Below are 21890 nucleotides of genomic sequence, written 5' to 3'. Positions count from 1 at the left end.
ATTCGCCAGTTCCCCGCAGATCGAGTCATGGCAAAGCAAACAACGATTTTTCCTCATCGTTTGCGAAGGCTATCATGACATTGAGAGAACCCAGTAGCAATCGGGTGATCTCATCTGTTTTGCAGTTACCCAGTCTGATCCAGACCACTTTTGGCGGGTGGCCGAGCAGCATGCTTCGCTGAACAAAATCGTCGTCTTTCGTTACGATCGTAAAGTCATTGTCTCGAGCGAAATCCCAGATGGCCCGATCATCGGCGGAGGTCGATAGAGCCTGTTTGATATGTTCTGAGTCCGGATAGCTTTCGCGGAGTTCTACTACAAGCTTCCAAGAAAGGTTTTGGTCAAGCAGCAATTTCATATTGCGGCAAAATGGCTAATTGTCGTTCCCGATCCGCTGCAAACGCCAGGCAGGCCAGAATATCGTCGCGGTTAAGCTCTGGGAAGTCCGAGAGGATCTCTGCTTCAGTCATACCACCGGCCAAATATTCGAGAACATCCTGAACAGTGATCCGCATGCCCCGGATCGTCGGCTTTCCGCTTCGCTTACCTGGTTCGATGGTTATGATCTCTCGGTAATCCATTCCCTAACTATACCAAAGGTTGACCCATTCTTTGTTACAAATTCCAAGCCACCTGACTGCGCAGGCGCATCAGGGTTCGTTCGAGGCCGATGATCTCGAAAACCGAGAGCATTGATGGGCCGACAGCGACGCCGGTTAGGAGCGTGCGGGCTCCGTTCATTATGACGCCGAGTTTTGTGCCTTTTTCTTCGGTGAAGGCTTTGACGACGGTTTCGATGTTTTCTTCCGAATACTGCAGGCTGGCAGCCTGCGTCCCGTCAAACTCCTCCTCGAATCGGTCTGCGAGCTCGGGGAGCCACTCGCGGAGTTCGGGGAATTTCGTTAGGTTTTTCGCGATCGCGGCGGGGTCGAAATCGAAATCTTCGCTGAAATACGCACGGCCTTGGGTCGAGAAATCTTTGAGCGTGAAGAAGCGTGCGCGGATGAGATCCACCGTTTTTTCGTACCACGCACGGTCTTCGTCTTCGTATTCCTCGCGCCAGAGTTTGTTGGCCTTCAGTTCTGCCTTGACGTGGGGAAGCAGATCGGCGAGCGGCATCGTGCGGATGTATTCGGCGTTCATCCAAATGGCCTTGTCGTCGGTCCATTTCCGCGGGTCGTCGGGGCTGAAATTGAACACAGCGTTCGATCGATGAATGCCGTCTAGCGAGAATTTTGAGACGAGTTCATCGAGCGTGTAGATCTCCTGTTCCTCACCGGCAGACCAACCGAGCAATGCCAAATAGTTGCGAAATGCCTCTGGAAGAAACCCTGCGTCGCGGTACGTCGTCATCGAGACGACCTCGCCGTGCTTTCGCTTTGAGAGCTTGCCCTTGTTCGGCGCCATGATCAGCGGCAGATGAGCGAATGTCGGCGGCGTGACGCCCAGAGCCTCGTAAATGAGGATCTGTTTATGCGTATTCGTCAGATGATCTTGGCCGCGGATGACGTGCGTTATCTGCATCTCTATGTCATCGCATACGACCGCGAGGTTGTAGAGCGGATGCCCGTCGCTGCGGAGCAAAACGAGGTCTTCGGTCTCGGCGTAATCGCGTTCCTGCAGGCCGTAAACAGCGTCTTCAAAACTTGTCTTTCCTGAAGCTGAAGCCCAGTCGCTATCGCTCCCGGTTCTGACATCGGGCACCTTGAGCCGGATCGCAAATGGCTCGCCTGCTGCGGCTCGGGCGTCCGACTCCTCACGCGGCAGATCGCGAAACGGGTTGTTTCGCATATTCTTTTCGCCTTGATTCGCGCGTGCGCGTTCCTTGATCGCGTCCTTCACATTGGCGTCGGACGGTGCTTCTTTAGGCGTGAAATCGCGATACGCTTTGCCTTCGGCAAGCAGTTTTCGAGCCGTCTCGCGATGTTTGTCGGCATTGTCGGACTGAAAGACGATCTCCTCATCAGGAGCGAAACCAAGCCATTCGAGCCCGTCGAGTATCGAACGCGTCGATTCCTCGGTCGAGCGTGCGAGGTCTGTATCCTCGATGCGAAGCAGGAATTTGCCGCCGGTGTGGCGAGCGTAAAGGTAATTAAACAAAGCGGTTCTGGCCGAACCAATATGAAGATAACCCGTGGGCGACGGTGCAAATCTAACGCGAGTAGTCATAAACGATGATTTTCACGGAAAGCCGCATAGAACGCAAAGGCCGCCCGATTGTGCAGGCGGCCGCTGATCTTGATGGCGGAGACGACAGGATTCGAACCTGTGGTACCCTTTTGGAGTACAACGGTTTAGCAAACCGCCGCTTTCAGCCACTCAGCCACGTCTCCGGTAGAACGCTGAAAAGCAAGACTTAATTCTAGCCTGAGGGCAAACTTTGTCAAGTTAATCGCATCCCAAACAGCAGACGTTCACGTTGCCCCAAGGGCTTGACACGCTTGATTTTTGGTAACAGAATACGAAAGTTGCTTGTATTGCGGGCACTTATGCGTTTTAGGCTAATTTGCAGATCGGTATTGGCCGTCGCTCTGGCAGCGGCGGGCTTTACGGCGCAAAGCGTTTTCGCCGCCGAAACCGTCGAGGTCACCGCAACGGCCGAACGCGGCAGCAATATAGGCATCATCAAAGGCGTCGTCCGCGACGCCGCCGGTTCGCCCATCTCGGGAGCGACCGTTTCAGTCATCCGAAACACTACGTCAAAGCTCTTTCGACAGGTCGCCGCAGGCAAGGACGGCAGCTTTTTGCTCAAGGTCCTGCCCGGCAGCTACACGCTGACCGCGGTCGCGAACGGCTTTACGCCGGCACGCCTTTTGGGTGTCGAGGTCGGCCGTGCCGCCGAACTCAATTACGGCATCAAGCTGGAACGAGCCGGCGCCGGCAATACGATGCCCGAAAGCCGTGTTGACCGCAACAGCTCAAAGTGGCGCATCCGCGCGTCGCAGATAAACCGTTCGATCTACCAGAATACCGAGGGCGAAGAGCCCATAGTTGAAGAGCCCGTCCACGACGAACGCGATGCAACGCGAAAAGGCCAGACCATCGCAGAGAGCTATTTTGCGGCCAATCGTGGCGGTTCATTCGCCGGACTCAACGCCGCAACGCTCATTCCGATCAATCGAGACCTGGATATCATCCTCGCCGGACAGACAGGTATCGGCCGCTCGGCACCGCAGCGAATTGAAACCACGCTGAACTATCGCGCCGGAGCACATAATTTCAGGGTGACCGGCTCGGTCAGCAAACTCGGCATCCTGACGGGTACCAATGACACGCTCGGCCAGGCTACGTTCCAAGCGATGGACGAGTGGCGCGTCCGCGAAGGCATCATCGTCGTTTACGGCCTTGATTATTCGCGGTTCGTCGGCTCAGGCGGCGATTCGGCGATCAGCCCGAGGTTCGGCCTGCAGTTCGACGCAGACTCAAAAACCCGCGTCAGGGCCTCGTTCACACCGCAGACCGTAGAACGAAGCTGGGCACGCGCGATGGAACTTGAGGGCGCAAGCTTCGCATTTGCCGAGCCTGTCGCCATCGAGGATCTTGCCTTTGTAGAGGGCAAGCCGCAGATGAACCGCAGCTCGAGGCTGGAATTCGGGATCGAGCGTGTTCTCGACAGTCGTTCTTCGATCGATGCCGCAGTGTTTTTCGACACTGTTCAGGGACGCGGCGTCGGCATCAACACATTCGACCTGACTTCGCTCGAAGGCGTCGGCATCAGCGACATGACCGCATCACAGCAGGGCGCGGCACGCGGATTTCGCGTGGTTTACAACCGCCGCCTGAACGGGCCGTTCTCGGCATCAGCGGGATATTCTTACGGTGCGGGGCAAAAGCTGTCTGCCGCCGGTATTACCGATCCGCAAAGCGTTTTTGAGAACGACATTTTCCAGTCTTTCTTCGCACAGGTCTCCGCCGACCTTCGGTCGGGAACGAGCGTCCGCACGATCTACCGTTTGTCACCGCAGGCAACGGTCTTTGCCATCGACCCGTTCAAAGGCCGTCTGGCGATCTACGATCCCGGCCTTAGCGTTTACGTCACTCAAAACCTTCCGACGCTCGGCCTTCCCATACGTGCCGAGGCAATCATCGACGCACGTAACCTGTTTGACCTGCAGGCGGCAGCCGCCAGCGACGAGGGCCTGCTCCGTTTAAGCTCACAGCGAAGAATGCTGATGGGCGGCATCCAGGTGCGTTTCTAGTTTATTTCCATTTGTTTACAGGTTCGTCCAAATTCTCGGATGCCTTTCCGCGGAGTTTTTTCCACGACGCCGCAACAGCATGCAATTCTTTCCTTAACCCGCTGAAAATAGTATGCTTACAGCGTATATTTATGGCCGGCGCATCGGGGTGTTCATTGGAACGCTCTTTGCGTTAAAGACCGCAGGAGAGGTCTCCCCTTTTTGATGAAGGACAAAGTGCTGACAAGTTGGAGCCTGATCTGGCTGCTTGCGACCGTATTGCTGGTCGCTGCCGGGGCTCTCAACATGACCCAGCGCGCCTTTCAGTCGATGCCTCCGACCGACGGGGTTCTCTGGGTCCACCGCGAGGACGGCACCTATGCGGAAAAGGTCATCCCTGACCTCGCGGGCTCGCGGGCCGGCATCGCCGTAGGCGACAAACTCCTCGGCATCGCACTTGAGAACGACACGACCGACGAGGTGCTTTCGCCCGCCGATGTGCAGATGTATCTCGAGATAGCCGGCGTGGGCGGCAGCCTGACCTACTATTATCAGCGGCCCTCGTATTCCTTTGCAGACAATTTCTATTTCGCCGACCTCAGGAACATCGACCCCGTCAAACGCTGGACGCCCTCGATAATATTTCTGTCGATAGTCGGATTTGTCTGGCTAGGTGTCGGGCTCTTTGTGCTGTTCAAACAAGGCAGCAGGGCTCCGTTCGTTCTGCATTTCGCGATGGTGTGCCTCGCGGCTTTTGTGTTTCACGTTTACAGGCCTATCGGCATCGCGAAGGATTTCGACCTGGCGGTCGATCTGCTGGATAACTTTGCTCTGGCGTTCTTCGTGCCGCTATTCTTGCATTTCTGTATCAGGTATCCGGTCCGCAGCGACGTCCTTTCCGAAAAACCCTGGAATACTTACATACTTTATGTCCCGGCGGCAATCTTTGCGGCCGTGCTGACCTTTGTATCGCTGGTCCCGCAGTTCTTTCCCGAATCTTCGGTCACTGAGGCTATCGCCCGTTTGAGCGACCGGTTCAATTTCTTTTCCCTGCTGTTTCGCTTCAACTTTCTGCATTTTGTGGTCGGCGTTTCCGCCGGTGCGGCGGTGCTTGTTTGGCGTGTTTTTACCAGCAAGCAGCCTTTGGTGCGTCAACGGCTGAAATGGACGATGTGGGGCACCATTGCCGCTATCGTTCCCGTCGTGCTGATGCAGCTTGTCGAGCGTTTTGCCATTCAAATACCGGACGACAACTTCAGCACCGCGATAACCACGCTGCCGCTGGCGCTGATCCCGCTCAGCTTCGGACATTCGGTCGTCAGATACCGTCTGATGGACGTGGACGTCGTTGTACGGCGTGCGTTGGTCTATGCTCTGACCACACTGTTCATCGCAATGATGGTCGGCGGCGTTGCCCTTGGCCTGGTCTTTCTCGCCGTCGGCAAGGACCTTTCGACCGTCGAGATAGCTCTGCGTGCCATCATCGCCGTCGTGGCGATGGGCGCCATCATCATGCTCAGCGAACCGCTGAAGAAATTCTTGTCCGAGCGTGCCGACCGTTTCTTTTACGGCGAACGCTACGATCTGCGGCAAGGACTGCTTGATTTCGGTAAAACGCTGTCGGCGACGACCGCGCTGGACCCGCTGCTTGACGGCTTGGCGGAACGCCTGCGTCAAGTTCTGGACGTTGAAAAGGTCGCCATATTTCTCGAGGACGAGACGGCAGATTCGCATTACCGCATCGCAAAGGCACACGGCCTCAGCGAGCAATATCGAATTCCGCAGGATTTTCGAACGATGATCCGTCAGCGTTCCGCCGCACGCGGCATCGTTCGTGTGGATGAACTCGATATTCAGGAACCGGCCCCGCAGGCTGCCGTGAACGGAAATTCTGCATTGCCCGTCCGCCACGAGCTGCATTATTTCGTGCCGTGCGTCGCCGGCGGCAAAATGGTCGCGGTCATCGGCCTCGGACGCGCCAGCGACGGATCGCTGCTTTCGTCAGAAGACCTTGAGATCATCAAAGCGATCTCAGGCTATATCGCCGTTGCCATCGAAAACAGCCGGCTGTACGGCCAGCAGCGGCAGCACGCCGAAGAGCTGGCACTGCTGAAGGAATTCAACGAATCCATCGTCGAATCGGTCAACGTAGGCCTGCTCGCTGTGGACGAAACGGGACGCATCACGCGGTCTAATTCGACATTCGAGGAAATGATGGGCCTCAGCCGCGACGAGGCTGTCGGGCAGCTCGTCGAGGACGTTTTCGAGCCCGGTTTGTCGCAGAACATCGAGGCCATCCTCGGCAAATCGCGGTGGCACCTGACCGAGATCCGCAACGCCTACAAACTGCATACATTCGACCGCAGCGGAGCGTCACTCATAATCAACGTCGCAGTGGCACCGCTTCGTTCAGTTTCGAGCCAGCAGACCGGAGCGATCATCGTCCTCGAAAATGTATCGTCCCGTGTCAAGCTCGAAGAATCGCTGCAGCAAAGCGAAAAGCTCTCCAGCATTGGACTGCTGGCGGCGGGCGTCGCTCATGAGGTGAATACGCCGCTCACGGGTGTTTCCAGCTACACGCAGATGCTGCTCGGCATGATCCCCGAGACCGATCCGAAACACGCTCTGCTCGAAAAGATGCACCGCCAAACCGAGCGTGCGACCAACATCGTCGGCAATCTGCTCAATTTCTCACGCACCGGCACATCGGAAGAGTTCACCGAGATCGACGTCAACAAACTGCTCAACGATACGCTCCAGCTGCTGGAACCGCAGATGCGCAAGGGCAGCGTCGAGGTCGTCAAGGAATACGCCGATTCGCCGCCGCCGATCTACGGCAACGGCGGCAAGCTGCAGCAGGTTTTCACGAATCTGATCCTGAACGCTCGCGACGCGATGTTCGCCGGGGGCACCATTACACTGCGAACCAGGGCAGAAGGCGACGGCGTCGTTATCGAGGTCTCGGACACGGGCGAGGGCATTCCGGAAGAGAACTTGTCAAAGGTATTCGATCCGTTCTTTACGACAAAGGGCGTCGGCAACGGCACGGGACTCGGGCTCGCCGTATCGTACGGCATCATTCAGGAACACGCCGGAACTATCGAGGTCACAAGCCAAGAAGGCCGCGGCACCACGTTCACACTCGCTTTCCCCAATGCCGAAAAGAAAGGCCGCCGCCTGGCCGTCAGCTAAATTTTTCCTTCGGAACTCTTCTAAGAAATAGGCTTACGACAAGAGCCGCGACCATTATGCCTGCGGCCGTCCAGAATGTCCGCAGTATCGTCGCGTCGTCCACTTGGTTGAATTGATTGTTGAGCAGCAGCCCGCACAGCAGCGGGCCGATCACGCGTGCGAGGCTTGCAAAAGACTGCATGATGCCGAGCGCCTGTCCCTGCTCGGCTTCGTTGGCAGATTTTGAGGCAAGGCTCGTCAATGCGGGCGATGAAATGGAATTGCCGATAGCGAACGCAGCGATACCGATCAACAGCATCGGCAAACCGCCGCTCGCAGCACTGACGAAAGGCACAGCGACAAGGCTCGCTGTCAAGATCACGCAGCCCACAGCGATCAGCGGCACCTCGCCGAAACGCTTCGCCAAAACACCGAATACGCCGCCCTGCATCACCGCCGCGACCAGGCCGACAAAGCCCAAGAGATAGCCCGTCTTTTCGGCGTCATAACCGAATTTGACCATCGTGTAATAGGCGAACGCCGTCGTCATCATCGAGAATGCCGTAACGACAAGAAAGAAATCGAGCGAGATCTTAGCGAGTATCGGGTTCTTGATCGACGACCACATCTGCCGCAGACGGCCTTCGCGTTTCACGCCCACGCGGTCGGGACTAAGCGATTCCGGCAGGATGAAATAGAGCAGTGCGGCGTTCGCAAAACTCAATCCCGACGCGAAAATGAACGGCACGTGCATCCCGAATTTGCTCAGCACGCCCGCGAGAGCCGGCCCGATGATGAATCCGAGGCCGAACGCCATGCCGAACAGGCCCATTCCGCGAGCACGGTTCTCACGCGAGGTAACGTCCGCGATGTATGCCTGCGCGGTGGCAAGGTTGCCGCCTGCGATGCCGGAGATCAGACGCCCCGCATAAACCATCCACAGGCTCGTAGCGAGTCCCAGGACGAGATAACCGACGCTCGTTCCTAAGATGGTGAGAAACAAGATCGGCCGCCGCCCGAATCTGTCCGACAACGCTCCCCAAATAGGCGAAAAGCCGAACTGCATCAGCGAATACGACGAGACCAGCAGCCCGATATCGAGCGGCGTAGCGCCCATTTCCTCGCCGTAAAACGTCAGCAGCGGAATGACGATGCCGAAACCGACAAGGTCGATAAAGATCGTGAGAAAGATGATGAGCAGCGGCGGCGTGAAAAATCGCTCGTTTGCCGGCTGTATGCCGTTGTCGCCTTGTCCTGCAGTCTGCATATCACGCCCGCTGCGGCTCGCCTGAACACATGCGGTTTTTATAGTAAGATAACAAAAAACGAGATGTTAGCACGCCGAGTGCGCGAGTTTCATTAAATGTTTGAAAAAATTAGTATTAAAGTATTCATCGGGCTCATTTTCGTGAGCCTGTTCGTTATGTACCAAGAGACGCAGGCACAGCGAAAACCGGCCCCCAACACACGCAAACAGCCCGCTGCGGCAAAGCCCGCACCACCCGATATCGCGTTCACCGTTTCGATGCCTCGCCCGTGGACGCATCTGCTTGAGGTCGAGATGCAGGTCCGCTGGGAAAACGCTCCTGACAAGACCGAGCTGAAAATGCCCGTCTGGACGCCAGGCAGCTATCTGGTCCGCGAATACGCACGCCACGTCCAGCAGTTTGCCGTCCGCGACGCCGCTGGGCGCGAGCTGGAGTGGACAAAGGCGAACAAGAACACATGGCAGGTCGATACGAAGGGCGTGAAACAATTCACCGCCAGCTACAAGGTCTATTCGAATGAGCTGACCGTTCGCACCAACGAGCTGAACTACGAGCATGCGTTTTGGAACAATACCGCACTGCTTTTCTTTATCAAAGATCACCTGAACGTTCCCGCTACGGTCAAGGTAAACCCTTACGGCAATTGGCGTGTCGCGACGGGCTTGCCCGCAGTTGCAGGCAGCGAAAATACTTTTCAGGCGGAGAATTTCGATATTTTGTACGATTCGCCTTTTGAGGTGAGCGATTTTAAAGAGAAGCGTTTCGAGGTGCGCGGCAAAATGCACCGCTACGTCGTAACGGGCGACGGCAACTACGACCTCGACAAACTCGCTGCGGACACCGCGAAGATCATCGAGGAATGCTACAAGATCTTCGGCGAGTTGCCGTACGAAGATTACCTTTTCATCGTGAATACACGCGGCGGCGGCGGCTTGGAGCATATGAATTCGACAGCGCTGCAGGCCAACCGTTTCGCGTTTCGCAACGAGACGAGATATACGAATTTCCTGCGCCTCGTCGCACACGAATTCTTTCACGTTTGGAACGTAAAACGCATTCGTCCCGATGTTTTGGGGCCGTTCGATTATGAGAGCGAGAATTATACGCGTCTGCTCTGGGTCGCCGAAGGTGCAACCGCCTATTACGAAGGCATCATTCTGATGCGTGCGGGACTTCTCTCGCCGGACGGGATGCTCGACGCCATTGCCGGGCTGATAACGCAGCTCGAGAACCGGCCGGGACGATTGGAGACGAGCCTGGAAGAGGCCAGTTTTGACGCCTGGATCAAATACTATCGGCAGGACGAGAATGCGATAAACAATCAGGTCTCGTATTACGACAAGGGCGAGATCGTGAATATGATGCTCGACATCTCGATCCGCACCGCGTCTGACGGCAAACATTCGCTGGATGACGTTTTCCGCCATTTGAACGACGAATTCGCGAAAAAGGGCCGCAATTTCACGTCAGCGGATTTTCAGGCGGCGTGCGAGAAATTCGCGGGTAAGAGCCTGGACGAATTTTTCGCAAAATACGTCCGCGGCCGCAATGACATCGATTATTCAGCAATAACGACCGCGATCGGGCTGTGGTCTATAACATCGGAGCCTTCATCAAAACGTGCGTATATCGGTGCGGATATGGTCGAGGACGCAGGGCGGCTCAACATACGCAGCGTCCCCGCAGGAACGCCCGCATACGATCAGGGACTGAACGCCGGCGACCAGATCGTCGCGGTTGACGGCTATCGCGTTTCGCAGAGCTTTTTGACACAATACATCGGCGAACGCAAGCCCGGCGATAAGGTGCGGCTGACGATATTCCGCCACGACCGCCTTCGTGAAATTGAATTCACGCTGGGCGCAAATACGCGGAAAGAACTCAGCTTTGCTCCCGTCGAACAGCCGAGCGATCAGCAGCAAAGGCTTTATCGTCAATACTTTGGCCGCGATATGTAAACTATGCGTCATTTCACGCTGCTAATTCTCATCGCGTTGATCGCGGCCTGCACGCCGGCCCCTGATAAGAAGGAGCCCGTCGCGACCGCATTCCGCAATATTCCGGCGGTGAATCTGAATTTCCGCTACGAGGCCGACGTGCCCGGCCCCGCGGGAACGGACGACCGCTCCGCGTGGGAACGCAACGCCGCCGTGCAGTCGGACTTTGATTCGGGCCGGCCGGCAGACGTGCTGGACAGCACGATAACCTCGCCGGACAAGAAGCACGTCGTCGCGGTCTATCACCGCGTCAGCGATACACCGTCGGAATATCGCCTGGATATGTATTCGGCGGACGGCAAGCTGTTGAACCGCATAACGTCGGACCAGATGGCCGTGCGTTTTCCCGATTCGATCCGCTGGGCGCCCGATTCATCTTCGATAGCTTTCAGCGCCCTGTTCCGCAAATTTCAGCCGCCGACGGAAACCACGGACGCACCGACGCCTGCGGCAGTTGCGACACCCGCCGAAACGCCGGCCGAGAGCGAAGAACCTGAACCCGAACCGCAGGCTGCCGTGCAGGCACGCGAACTTCCGCCGCCGCCGACGGGCATACTGACGCTTCGCACCGAGCAGATCTATTTGACCAATGCCGACGGCAGCGGCACGCGGCCCGTAACGCAGACCGAAGGCCTCATTTATTATCACTATTCGTGGGCGCCGGACAGTTCGGCTCTTGTCGCACTTGCCGCGACCGAATATGAATGGCGTGTCTTGGACGTTTCGGCGAACAATAAGGGCGAGACGATGGTCCCGCAGGGCCGTCCCCGTATGATCGAACGAAACGGCCGCGAACGCCGGCTCGATGATAATCTGACAGCCGTTTTTCCTGTTTGGTCGCCTGATTCGTCAAAGGTCGCGGTCGGCTACGGCGTTCAGATCCGCATTTATGATGCGGCAGGGACAAATCCGACGCAGGCGGCGATACCGCTGCGCAACCAGCTCCTGCTTTCGTCGCAGGCCTACGATCAGCAGCAGCGGCAGTCACTGGAGCCCGCGAACACCGAAGGCGTCTCGAACACTGCTCAGACGCCTTCCGGGCCAACCTCGACACTGCCGGATGAAAAGGATCTGGTCTCATTCAATCCGATCGTGGAATTGTCGTGGCAGGCCGACGATATCCTGTATTTCAAGACAGCGTTCCTAAAGAAGATGAAGGTGGAGACCGAGAGCGTGCAAAGTTTTGCGCGCTGGCACCGCGTCGTCTTTTCGCCGCAGGCCGCAACCCCAAAACAATGAATCTGACACCTACCAACATCGATGAAATATACGGCCAAAACGGCGAATTCCGCGCTCGGATGGTCGAACTGCTGAAAACCGTCTCGCCCGAAGAAGAACGGCACGAGCAACCCGGCGGTTGGACGATAGCCCACGTCGCTGAACACGTCGCGATAGTGGAACACGGTATGTCGCGTTTGTGTTCGAGATTGTTGCGGGCGGCACGCGAGGACGGCATAGAATACAGCGGCGGGCCGCTGATCTCGCAGAGTTTTCGCGAACAGCTTGCCGTGTCGGCGGGCCGAAAAGTAGAAGCTCCCGATCAGGTCAAGCCGACCGGCGGGGTCTCGGTTGCAGAGTCGATCGAACGCCTTGCGGCAAGCGAGGCCGCATTTGAAGAGCTGCGTGAAGAGATGGCGAAATACGACCTTTCAAACCACCATTTCCCGCACCCGTATTTCGGTCCGCTGACAGCGGCAGACTGGCTGGCGATGGCGGGGCTGCACGCGTTTCGCCACACGGCACAGATCGAGCGAATGCTCGCAGATATCCGCAAATAAAAAAGCCCCGGCAGGACGGAGGGTGTATCCTGCCGGAGCTTAACGTTTCAGGCTTTTTGTATGATAGCTCGCTCACCTCAACATGAGCCCGAAACTCATCAATTTGATGGCCGCCGTAATATTTGAGTTGCCGGCCAAGATCACGGCGGCCGTCGTCAGATCAACTACCTCGCTATCAGCGGAACGTCGCCCGCCATACCAAAGTTAGCTATCTGAATGGTATTGTCCGAACTTCGGAGAATGTACCAATTGCCGTCCGACGGGCGGAACACCGCGATATCGGTCCTGCCGTCCGCGTCGTAGCGGCCCGCGACCGGTATATCGCCCGCAGTTCCCCAGCCGGTGATAGCAATTGTGTTGTCCGAACTGCGAAGCGAGTACCACGTTCCGTTCGACGGGCGATAAACGGTTATGTCGTTCTTGCCGTCGCCGTCGAAATCGCCCAGCACAGGCACGTCACCCGCGATGCCCCAGCCGGTGATGCGGATCTGGCGGTCGCTGCTGCGGATGTAGTAGAACGTGCTGTTCGAGGGACGGAACACCGCCGCGTCGGTCATGCCGTCACCGTCATAGTCAGCGGGCATCGGAACGTCGCCGGCCATGCCCCACGAGATGTGGCGTACGCCTGCACCGCCGCTGCGGAGAATATACCAAATGCCGTTCGACGGGCGGAATACTGCAAGGTCGTTCCTGCCATCGCCGTCGAAATCGCCCCGCAATGGCATATCGTCCGCGAGCCCGAAATTGCCGTATGTGATGCCGCCGTCGCTGCTGCGTCGGATCTGCCAGAGGCCATAGCCGCCGGAGTTCGAATATACGGCAGCGTCCGTTACGCCGTCGCCGTCGTAATCAGCAGAAACCACCTGATCGCCGCTGCCGCCGAACGTAAACCCTGAATTGCCGCTGCTGTTCGATGCGAACCATTCGCCGGTCGCCGGACGAAAGACCGCGAGGTCATCGTTGCCGTCGCCGTCCAGGTCGCTTTCGCCGCCGCGGGCACGGAACGAGCCTCTGATCTCGCCGTTGGGATTATTAACGCTGGTTATGACAGTCGACCACAGGCCTGCACGAAGCTGCTGGACCTGGATCGCCGATACCGGAAACGTCCTCGCAGCAAAATTGCCGTTGCGTCCGCCTACAACTCCGAGGTCGAGTATGGTCGTCACCGATCCGATGGCCGTCTCAATGCGGGCCCCTGTCTGATCGCTCATCAGGTTGTGAAATTCACCGAAGATGGTCGCTACCGTTTCGTCTGCATTGAGCGAAACTTTCAGTTCGCCGGTCGCAGGCGTGAAGACCGCGGGAACGACGCTATTGCCGTTGAGGTGCGCTTCGAAGGACCTTCCCATCGAAGGCGTGCCGCTCGGGCTCGGGCTCGGCGTTCCCGTAGGAGTGCCTGAGGGCGAAGGCGACGGCGATGGTGAAGGCGTAGCTCCGCCGGCGACGAAGGTTCCGGTCAGAATAGCCGAACCGTTGTGTTTGACGGCAGCCGACATTCCCGGCGTGACCACAGGCACGGTCGCGCCTTGGTCGCTGCGAAGCCTGAGCCTCGCTTCGCCGCCGCTTTCGATCTGAAATGCGCCTGCCTGCGTTCCGTTCACGTCAAAAGTAACGGTCGTGCCGATGGGCAGATTTATCTGCCGGAGGCGGACCTCGAGTTCCCGACGGCTGCTGTGGATCTCATATGTCGCAAAGCCGAAGGGCACAACGCCGTTGAGCACGGGCCCGCTGAGCCCGGCGACGATATCATTATTCGGCGATGCCGAAGGTGACGGCGAGGGCGTTCCGGTCGGTGATGTGGACGGTGACGGGCTCGCTGTCGGCGACGTCGTCGGCGATGTCGAGGGTGAAGCCGTTGGCGATGTGGAAGGCGAGGCCGTTGGCGATGGTGTCGAACCGCCGCCGCCGAATACGCCCGCTACGACGACCGTTGAGCCGTTCATTACGGCGACGGTCGAGCCGTCGACGGTATTCGGGACGTTCTGTCCGAGGCTGGTCTTCAGCTTGATCTTGCCGCGGCCGTCGCTTTCGATAAAGATCTGGCCGATCACATTGCCGTCAACCACGGCATTGAGAGCAGTTCCGGTGCCAAAATTCGTATCTTCCACTTCGACCTCGATCTCGCGGTCACCGTTGGAGTAGAGCTGCCATTCGGCATCGCCGTGCGGATTTATGCTGCCGGTCGGCGATGCTAGGATCGCCGTGCGTACGACGATCGGCACTCCGCTCTGAGCTTTGATCGCTTCGATAAACACGGGCATGAACGCCCAAAGAGCGATCCCGAGTGCGACCGCAGATGCCTTTAGGTAAAAGGCCATTGTCTTTACTGTATTCGTATTCATTTTTTTACCTGCCATTTGATTCTTAATTCGGTTTGCCGAATGTCGTCATAGCTACAGTGCAGCGGGACAGACAAAAAAGACACGGTGCGAAAAAAAAAGAAGACGCAGATCAATTCTGCGTCCTCCTTTCGGATCGGGGTGAACTGATAAGATCGACGACTATCTCACAGAAAACGCCTCGATGCCGGAGAATAGGCCTGCATTTTGAGGAATAGGGCAGTTTTGGTTATTGGTAACGGCACACAGCGCATCTACGCGTTTCAGCCGGACCTCGCCGAAGGGCTGCAGATTGAATCGTTTATCAACTGCGGTTTCCTTCACGCGGTCCAGCAGGTCATGCGGCGTCGGGAACGTGGTCGGATATCGTGCCTTGACCAGTGCCGTTATGCCGGCGACTATCGGAGCGGCCATCGACGTTCCGGACCAAACACCGTATCGCCCGCCCGGCAGTGCACTGACGATGTCCTCGCCGGGAGCCGTGACATCGACCCAGGAACGCTCGTAAGAAGAGAAAGGTGCCAGTGAATCGTAGCGGGTGCTTGCCCCGACAGACAGCATGCCGTCAGCCTGTTCGGCGGCAGGATAGATCATTGTGGAATTTCCGCCGTTACCCGACGCCACAGCGACGGCAAGCCTTTTGGTGCCGATCTCGGGAAAGGTCGTACCGGTCGGCGTCGTTCCGACGTCAACGCAATCCAGCAGATCCTTCAGCAGCCGCACCCTTTCCGGATAGCCAATGCTCAGATTCACAACGTCCGCACCGTTATTGGCAGCCCAGATCAAGCCCGCGGTGATACGCCACAGCTCGCCCGAACCGTCGGGCCCCAGAATGCGGATGGGCATTATCTTGGCATCGGGAACCGTCAGGGCGATTATGCCCGCCACATGCGTTCCGTGTCCGTAGGACGGATCTTGCCGCAGCTGTCCGACCTCGCTCGGGTCATTGTCGTTATCGACGAAATCCCACATCTGCGACTGCGGTACAAGCCGGCCCGCGAAAGCCGGATGCGAAAGGTCGATGCCGGTATCCATCACCGCGACGACCACGGGAGCTTCGTTGTCTATACGCAGCCCTCGTGTCCCTGCCGCCGCAAATGCCTCGTTGAGGCGAATTCGCCTCGGAAAATATTGCTTTCCAAAGCCTTTCGAGCTGCCGCCTATTGCCCACGAACGGCCAATGGCCCACGAACGGCCCTGTGTCCACGAAAGGCCCTCGCGTTCAGCATTTGAGAGTTTTCGGTTCACCTCGGCAAAAACGATGCGAGGATCGGCCGGCGTTGTCATCGCCGCGACGACCTGCTGGGGCGTCTGGCCCGATGTGATATTCATCAGATAGATCGATGGATCCGCGACCTGTGATATCGGCGTCGAACTCAGCCCGTACTGCGCCGCAACGGCGTTCAGGTCAGCGGAATTTGCCAGCTGGACGATGACCTGACCCGGAACGCATGAACAATCGCCTTCCGCATTCTTATCGGCGGCCGCCGGCAAAGGCGACAAGGCTATAGCAAAAAGTGCGATCGCAATTGTTAGTAATTTATTGGGCGTCACTGTTCCCCTCATCTCGCCCGCCGGGCCGCCTGAATGGCGCGTCTGCGGACGGGCGTTTCCCATACAGTGCATCTTACCGCAAAGAAAAGACACTGTGGGCAAAAATTATTTTCCCAAATAGACGAAAGCTCCCCAATGGTATGGCGAATGCCCGCGTCCTATCATTTTCATCTGCGCCTGCCTTAGTGATGCGGCCGCTGTGGCACCGCGTTGCAATTCGGCGTAGAGATGTTTCATCAGTTCGGCGGTCGAACGGTCGTTCACGGCCCACAGACTGACCGCGAGCCCGCATGCACCGGCCGCCAGAAACCCTCGCGACAGCCCGACCACCTCATCGCCGGCCCGAACGTCACTCATGCCCGTTTCGCACGCGCTCAGCACAACCAGCCGTGCCGAGATCTTTTCGGATACGAGGTCTCGGACCGTCACCCAGCCGTCGGCCAGGTGCAGGCCCGAATAGAACGGGTCGTCGCTGCGAAAATCGGCGTGACAGGCCAGATGTATAAATTCCCGGCCCGCAGTGTTGTTCATGAATGCGTCGTAAGCCGCCCGCTTTCCGCTGAATCTCACTGCACCTTTGACCGTTGCCGCAATTGCGGCGACCTCAGCATCCACGTGAGGTATCTTTTCGTCCGCGTAACCTATGATCAGCATCTCACCGTTCGCGGCGGGCCGGCGGTTCTTAAGCCGATGCCAAACCGACGCACTCGGCGCTAGGGTCACCGTGTATTTCTCTGCAAGATATGATGAACCGTCGAACAACGCGTTGAACGGAATGTAATGCAGCACGCCCGCCGGCACGATCAGCAGTTCTTTGCTCAGCACGGCTTCCAACGGCCGAATCAGCAGGCCGTACAGTTTTGCAAGACAGGCGTCGGACCGCTGCTTGATACTCTCCGCGAAACGCGCCGCGAACTCGCCGCCGTAACGCATCGCTCCGAAACCGAACCGCAGTTCGTCCATCAATGCCGCTGCCTCAGCGGCCGTCGCAAGTCCCTCAAAATACCGCAATTTGCCGTTTGATACCGAAAACGCAGAGATCATGCCGTCCAAAACGACATATTCGATCAGCGTCCGACCGCGGGCAATTGCGCTGACGATGTCGTTTGCGGAGAGGCCGGCATTAATGCTTCGGACACCTTTTTCCTGAATGTTCAGGCTGCTCGACCGCCTTTCCATATCCGCAAGTGCCTTTTCCTTGCGCTTCGCGGCGGCGGAAAGACGCTCTGCCTCGTCGCCTGTTTCGGATGCCAGCCGTGAATAGATCAGGTTGAGTTCGCGCCGCATTTCGTTCGCGGCGTCTTTCAATTTCGAACTGCGGCGGCCGGCGGTGCCTGCGCTCATCGCGTTCAAAAGGTCCCTGCTGCGGCCTCTTTCGACAATTCTGAACGCATCTTCGTACTTGCCCTGCTTCAGCAGCAGCTTTGTCAGCGAATCGTAACACTCGGCGTTCTTTGCGGCGACGGCAAGGCCCAGATCGGCCCCGGCGACCGAGCTACCCGCACGTTCGGCGGCCTCAACGGCGGAGTAGAGATATGAGACGGCCTTATCGATATCGACTGACTCGTGAATTTCGCCGAGAGCTTCATACGCTGCACGAACTAGGTCATCCAGTGAGTGCTCGCGTGCGGCGGACAACGCCTTTTCAACGGCCTTGGCCGCGGGCCTGCGGCGGCCGAGCCTCAGCATCGTACGGCCCTCGGTAAGGGCGGCGGCAGCATGTGTCCTGGGGTCCGCGATATCCGTTCGCCGAAATTTAGCTAACATTTCGAGCGCGTGCTCGGGCAGTCCGCGGCGCAGGGCGTCTTCGGCTGATGCGGCATGGGCGGCGGCAACACCGCCACTATTCTTTTCTTTTGCAAAAAGCCCGGCAGCGGCTGCAAGCTCCGTTTCAGCTCCGCGTGCCTGCGAAACCGAAAGCGCCCGCCCCAAGGCCAGCCTGGCACGAGCCTCTTCGGCCCGCAGCCTGAACCTGCGAAATGCGGCGGCGGATCGGCGGTAAAGCTCGACGGCTTGGCTGCTCAGTCCCAGCTCAGCGTAAATATCGGCTATCTCAAGGTCCGCGATGGCCGACTGATGCGGCATTTTCAGTTCGTCATATCGGCCGCGGGAACGCTCCAGAAAATGCAATGCGCGGGCAAAGCGGCTGCGTATGACCGCGAGATGACCGATGCTCGCCTCGATCTCCGCCGCGGTAACGTCCATTTTGCCGGCGGCGGCATTTGCCAAAGCCGATTCATACATCTGCTCGGCCTCGCCGTAGCGACCTATGTCCGCAAGCGTGTTGGCGAGGCTGTTCTCAGCCATGACCAGCCATCGCCGGTCGTTCGCTGTCAGGAAACTCAGCCGCGCGGCCGTTCCGTAACGAAGTGCATCGTCGAACGAGCCCCGGCGAGCAAAGATGTTGCTGAGGTTCATCTCGACCTTGCCTTTTGCCAGGTGGTCGCCCAACGACGCAAATATCTTCTTGGTGCTCTGCCCGATCTCGATCGCCTCATCGTAGCGGCCCAACATCGCCAAACAGATCAGGCGTGCGACATTCACCGCCGCGGACTCAGCGGCCGAGGATCCGCCGGAAAATAATTCTGAAGCTCGTTTGAGGTTGTCGTCCGCCTTTTCGAATTGGCCGGAAGTGATGGCAGCGATGCCGGCGGTCCAGTTCGCAGTCGCAGAGATCGCTGGATCGTTATTGAACTTGGCCAGTGATGCGACCGCACGTGCTAGCGGCCTTACTTTTTTCGTATCGCTCGCCCAAGCTTTGTAGCAGAGCTTGCGTATCTCGTCCGCGAGGCGTGCGTCGGCGAGCCTGCTGTTTTGCCTGAGCAGAATTGTGCGGCCCTTCGCCGTAGGAGACGCCGCCAAACTTTCAGCCAACTGCGATCTGCGCATCAGGAATGATAATACGCTAATGAAGGGGCGATGTTTTAAGCCGACACCGCCCGGAATTGCGAAGATCGTATGCGGGGCGGCCGATCTACTCGACCGTTATTTGCGGGATGACGAGTTCCTTGCCGCTGAGGACGATAGCGATCTCGCATTCGCCGGCCGGCAGCTTTTCAAATCTAAAGCCTCCGAACTCGTCAGTTCGTGTCTGCAGTGTCTTATTTCCTCTGGTGAGCCTTATTTCGGCGGACGACGTTTCGCCGCCTATGATCTGCCCCCGCAGTTCGTAACTGCGTCCGGCCTTCGTTATGCGGATATCCACCGCGTAAGCACCCGCATCAAAAAGCATCTGCCGTGCCGAGGCGGCTGATGCAGAACGCTCGCCGAATGCCGGCTTGCCCGGCTCCAGGTGCATCTTGAGCACGGCGACGATGCGTTCGACTATGCCGGGCTCTGCAGCCGTGATCCGCGACCTCATCAGCCCTTTTGCGTATATGATCGCGTCAGCCGGCGCGTCGGTCGAGCGGTCGTTCCGCATCAAGCCGATGATCTTATCCAATCTTTGTTCTAACAGGCTGCTCATTCCAAACTATCCTTCGGGCCGTTTGCCCTACTCGCTAATACAGTGCCGCTGAACGCGGCAAAAAGACACTTACCTTCGCAATATCTTTTCCAATTTCTTCAGACACCTCGAACGCAGCGGGCTGATGCTGGTCTCGCCGACGCCTATTGCCTTGCCCACCTCGGCATAGCTGGCCGCAGGTTCTCTGAGGTAAAGCAAAGAAAGCATTTTTCGGCACTTTTCTTCGAGGGTGGCAAGCGCCCGGCGGATCAGATGCTGCTGTTCGAGTTCGATCAGCATCTCGTCCTGCAGCGGGGCCGAGTCCTTGAGGTTTGCCATCTCGTTCTCCATCTCATCCTCGTCGGCCGGCGGATATTTCCCTTTCTGGCCGCGTATGATGCCCCAAGTCTTGAATTTCGCGGTGGTGACGATCCACGAACGCAGCAGCTCGGGCTGTTCGATCTCGTCGATCTTGTTGAACAGCGTCAGAAACACCTCCTGAAACACGTCCGCAGCCTGCTCTTCGCTAAGCCCTGCACGCATCGGAACGGCGTATATCAGTCGCTGGTATTTGTCCACGATCTCGTCCCACGCCGACTGATCGCCGCGGCGGCAGCGAGCGACCAGGTCGGCGTCCGCACGCGAAAAGCGTGAGCTTTCAAATTCATTTGTATTCGAAGTCGTCAAACCAATACTATGCAGCGATCAAAACATCCGGTCAGCGTGATCAGACGCACGGATAACAAATGCTCCGCGTTTTGCTTACCTCGCCGTTGCTCGGTATGATAACATTCCGTTTTCGGTAACATAAAGTTTTGTGAACTTGCGGGCCGAGTCGCGAAAGAGGCATAGATGGACAAGTTTTTGGTGCGCGGCGGCAAGCCGCTTAAGGGAAAGATCGAGATCGGCGGAGCGAAAAATTCCGCCCTGCCGTGCCTTGCCGCGACGCTGCTGACGCCTGAGACCGTCACGCTGCACAACGTCCCGTATGTAAAGGACCTGATCACACAGCGGCGTCTGCTCGAAGACCTAGGTGCGACCGTGCTGACGCCGGAACTCCGCACGCACAAGGTATCTGCACGCAACGTCGATATCTTTGAAGCGCCGTATCATCTCGTAAAAACGATGCGTGCCAGCGTGCTTGCTCTCGGGCCGCTGCTGTCGCGTTTCGGCCAGGCAAAGGTGAGCCTGCCCGGCGGCTGTGCCATCGGAACGCGGCCGATCGACCTGCATCTGCGGGCTTTTGAACAGCTCGGTGCTGTCGTATCGCTCGAAAGCGGCGACGTCGTCGCACGCGCTCCGCAAGGACGCCTGAAAGGTGCCGAACTTGAGTTTGAAAAGGTCACCGTAACGGGAACTGAGAATGTGATGATGGCGGCGGTTCTGGCGGAAGGCCGCACCGTCATCCGCAATGCCGCGATGGAGCCCGAGATCGAGGACCTCGCCGAATTGTTGAACAAGATGGGAGCCCGCATCCGCGGTGCCGGCACGCCCGTGATGGAGATCGACGGCGTCGAAGGCCTCGGCGGTGCAGAGCACACGATCATTCCCGACCGCATCGAAACGGGCACCTTCATCGTCGCTGCGGCCATCACCGACGGAGAGCTTGAGATAAAAAGCTGCCGGCCCGAGCACCTGACCGCCGTCATAGATAAGCTCCGCGAAACCGGCGTCGAGATAGAGGAACTGAATCAGAGCACGCTGCTGGTTCGCCGTTCGTCGGCGGGGCTGCGTGCGAGCGACGTCACGACCGAACCGCATCCGCTTTTCCCGACCGACATGCAGGCGCAATATATGGCGCTGATGACGCAGGCCGAAGGCACTTCGCATATTACCGAGACGATTTTCGAGAACCGCTTTATGCACGCATCGGAGCTTGTTCGTATGGGCGCCGAGATACACGTCGCGGGCAATACCGCGGAAGTGATAGGCCCGCGTAAATTGATGGGAGCACCGATACTGGCTTCGGATCTGCGAGCTTCGGCATCACTTGTGCTGGCTGCGTTATGTGCAGAAGGCGAGACGCTGATCGACCGCGTTTACCACATCGACCGCGGCTACGAACGCATAGTCCGCAAGCTGCGCTCTCTGGGAGGCGACATCGAACGAATTCCCGGCGGTATCGCTGATTCGGCCGATGAGGCCGGTTCGGGAATGTGA

General features: G+C 57.9%; 15 protein-coding genes and 1 tRNA gene. 6 read left to right on the top strand and 10 right to left on the bottom strand.

Annotated features, from left to right (window positions below):
- Positions 1-25 precede the first annotated feature (25 nt).
- The 4 genes from IPM50_10425 to IPM50_10410 form a co-directional block, all read right to left on the bottom strand.
- Complete coding sequence (locus IPM50_10425) at positions 26-358, bottom strand: DUF5615 family PIN-like protein (protein QQS32087.1); 333 nt, start codon at positions 356-358, stop codon at positions 26-28.
- On the bottom strand, positions 342-581 hold the full coding sequence (locus IPM50_10420; GenBank protein QQS32086.1) for a DUF433 domain-containing protein: 240 nt from the start codon (positions 579-581) through the stop codon (positions 342-344). The genes IPM50_10425 and IPM50_10420 overlap by 17 nt, the downstream gene beginning before the upstream one ends.
- A gap of 34 nt (positions 582-615) precedes the next feature.
- Positions 616-2169, bottom strand: a complete 1554-nt coding sequence (locus IPM50_10415) for a glutamate--tRNA ligase (GenBank protein ID QQS32085.1) — start codon at positions 2167-2169, stop codon at positions 616-618.
- 73 nt (positions 2170-2242) lie between these two features.
- Positions 2243-2333 (bottom strand) — tRNA-Ser (locus tag IPM50_10410).
- A 156-nt stretch (positions 2334-2489) separates the two neighbouring features.
- Between IPM50_10410 and IPM50_10405 the strand changes: the two genes are divergently transcribed.
- Positions 2490-4199 carry a TonB-dependent receptor gene (locus tag IPM50_10405; protein ID QQS32084.1) on the top strand — a complete coding sequence of 570 codons (1710 nt, stop codon included), beginning with the start codon at positions 2490-2492 and terminating at the stop codon, positions 4197-4199.
- 204 nt (positions 4200-4403) lie between these two features.
- The gene (locus tag IPM50_10400; GenBank protein QQS32083.1) at positions 4404-7370 is read left to right on the top strand and encodes a PAS domain S-box protein; all 2967 of its coding nucleotides are present in this window, start codon (positions 4404-4406) and stop codon (positions 7368-7370) included.
- Here IPM50_10400 and IPM50_10395 read toward each other — a convergent pair.
- Positions 7363-8616 (bottom strand): MFS transporter, encoded by a 1254-nt coding sequence (locus IPM50_10395; GenBank protein QQS32082.1) that lies wholly within the window; start codon positions 8614-8616, stop codon positions 7363-7365. The two genes, IPM50_10400 and IPM50_10395, sit on opposite strands and share 8 nt — an antisense overlap.
- Positions 8617-8712: 96 nt before the next feature.
- Between IPM50_10395 and IPM50_10390 the strand changes: the two genes are divergently transcribed.
- Genes IPM50_10390 through IPM50_10380 form a run of 3 tightly spaced genes read left to right on the top strand, consistent with a single transcriptional unit; the run spans position 8713 to position 12392 of the window.
- The gene (locus tag IPM50_10390; protein ID QQS32081.1) at positions 8713-10575 is read left to right on the top strand and encodes a M61 family metallopeptidase; all 1863 of its coding nucleotides are present in this window, start codon (positions 8713-8715) and stop codon (positions 10573-10575) included.
- A 3-nt stretch (positions 10576-10578) separates the two neighbouring features.
- A complete protein-coding gene (locus IPM50_10385; GenBank protein QQS32080.1) occupies positions 10579-11853 on the top strand; it encodes a hypothetical protein in 1275 nt (424 codons plus the stop codon).
- Positions 11850-12392 (top strand): DinB family protein, encoded by a 543-nt coding sequence (locus IPM50_10380; GenBank protein QQS32079.1) that lies wholly within the window; start codon positions 11850-11852, stop codon positions 12390-12392. The genes IPM50_10385 and IPM50_10380 overlap by 4 nt, the downstream gene beginning before the upstream one ends.
- Positions 12393-12556: 164 nt before the next feature.
- Here the strand turns inward: IPM50_10380 and IPM50_10375 are convergent, their stop codons facing one another.
- From IPM50_10375 to IPM50_10355, 5 genes are all read right to left on the bottom strand, one after another.
- The gene (locus IPM50_10375; protein QQS32078.1) at positions 12557-14734 is read right to left on the bottom strand and encodes a CHRD domain-containing protein; all 2178 of its coding nucleotides are present in this window, start codon (positions 14732-14734) and stop codon (positions 12557-12559) included.
- A 159-nt stretch (positions 14735-14893) separates the two neighbouring features.
- The gene (locus tag IPM50_10370; GenBank protein ID QQS32077.1) at positions 14894-16348 is read right to left on the bottom strand and encodes a S8 family serine peptidase; all 1455 of its coding nucleotides are present in this window, start codon (positions 16346-16348) and stop codon (positions 14894-14896) included.
- 42 nt (positions 16349-16390) lie between these two features.
- The gene (locus IPM50_10365) at positions 16391-19174 is read right to left on the bottom strand and encodes a CHAT domain-containing protein (protein QQS32076.1); all 2784 of its coding nucleotides are present in this window, start codon (positions 19172-19174) and stop codon (positions 16391-16393) included.
- Between the two features lie 85 nt (positions 19175-19259).
- Positions 19260-19751, bottom strand: coding sequence for a carboxypeptidase regulatory-like domain-containing protein (locus tag IPM50_10360; GenBank protein ID QQS32075.1), 492 nt, complete (start codon positions 19749-19751; stop codon positions 19260-19262).
- Between the two features lie 69 nt (positions 19752-19820).
- The gene (locus IPM50_10355; protein QQS32074.1) at positions 19821-20417 is read right to left on the bottom strand and encodes a sigma-70 family RNA polymerase sigma factor; all 597 of its coding nucleotides are present in this window, start codon (positions 20415-20417) and stop codon (positions 19821-19823) included.
- Between the two features lie 165 nt (positions 20418-20582).
- Here IPM50_10355 and murA point away from each other — a divergent pair, with 165 nt between their 5' ends.
- A complete protein-coding gene (gene murA / locus IPM50_10350; GenBank protein QQS32073.1) occupies positions 20583-21890 on the top strand; it encodes a UDP-N-acetylglucosamine 1-carboxyvinyltransferase in 1308 nt (435 codons plus the stop codon).

The sequence above is a fragment of the Acidobacteriota bacterium genome (assembly GCA_016700075.1).
Taxonomy (GTDB): domain Bacteria; phylum Acidobacteriota; class Blastocatellia; order Pyrinomonadales; family Pyrinomonadaceae; genus OLB17.
This window is presented reverse-complemented; position numbering and strand designations above follow the sequence as displayed.

What these genes read in the sequence shown, in the direction of transcription:
- IPM50_10425 (QQS32087.1), bottom strand. Translation starts at nt 358, where the DNA reads ATGAAATTGCTGCTTGACCAAAACCTTTCTTGGAAGCTTGTAGTAGAA.
- IPM50_10420 (QQS32086.1), bottom strand. Translation starts at nt 581, where the DNA reads ATGGATTACCGAGAGATCATAACCATCGAACCAGGTAAGCGAAGCGGA.
- IPM50_10415 (QQS32085.1), bottom strand. Translation starts at nt 2,169, where the DNA reads ATGACTACTCGCGTTAGATTTGCACCGTCGCCCACGGGTTATCTTCAT.
- IPM50_10405 (QQS32084.1), top strand. Translation starts at nt 2,490, where the DNA reads ATGCGTTTTAGGCTAATTTGCAGATCGGTATTGGCCGTCGCTCTGGCA.
- IPM50_10400 (QQS32083.1), top strand. Translation starts at nt 4,404, where the DNA reads ATGAAGGACAAAGTGCTGACAAGTTGGAGCCTGATCTGGCTGCTTGCG.
- IPM50_10395 (QQS32082.1), bottom strand. Translation starts at nt 8,616, where the DNA reads ATGCAGACTGCAGGACAAGGCGACAACGGCATACAGCCGGCAAACGAG.
- IPM50_10390 (QQS32081.1), top strand. Translation starts at nt 8,713, where the DNA reads ATGTTTGAAAAAATTAGTATTAAAGTATTCATCGGGCTCATTTTCGTG.
- IPM50_10385 (QQS32080.1), top strand. Translation starts at nt 10,579, where the DNA reads ATGCGTCATTTCACGCTGCTAATTCTCATCGCGTTGATCGCGGCCTGC.
- IPM50_10380 (QQS32079.1), top strand. Translation starts at nt 11,850, where the DNA reads ATGAATCTGACACCTACCAACATCGATGAAATATACGGCCAAAACGGC.
- IPM50_10375 (QQS32078.1), bottom strand. Translation starts at nt 14,734, where the DNA reads ATGAATACGAATACAGTAAAGACAATGGCCTTTTACCTAAAGGCATCT.
- IPM50_10370 (QQS32077.1), bottom strand. Translation starts at nt 16,348, where the DNA reads ATGGGAAACGCCCGTCCGCAGACGCGCCATTCAGGCGGCCCGGCGGGC.
- IPM50_10365 (QQS32076.1), bottom strand. Translation starts at nt 19,174, where the DNA reads ATGCGCAGATCGCAGTTGGCTGAAAGTTTGGCGGCGTCTCCTACGGCG.
- IPM50_10360 (QQS32075.1), bottom strand. Translation starts at nt 19,751, where the DNA reads ATGAGCAGCCTGTTAGAACAAAGATTGGATAAGATCATCGGCTTGATG.
- murA (QQS32073.1), top strand. Translation starts at nt 20,583, where the DNA reads ATGGACAAGTTTTTGGTGCGCGGCGGCAAGCCGCTTAAGGGAAAGATC.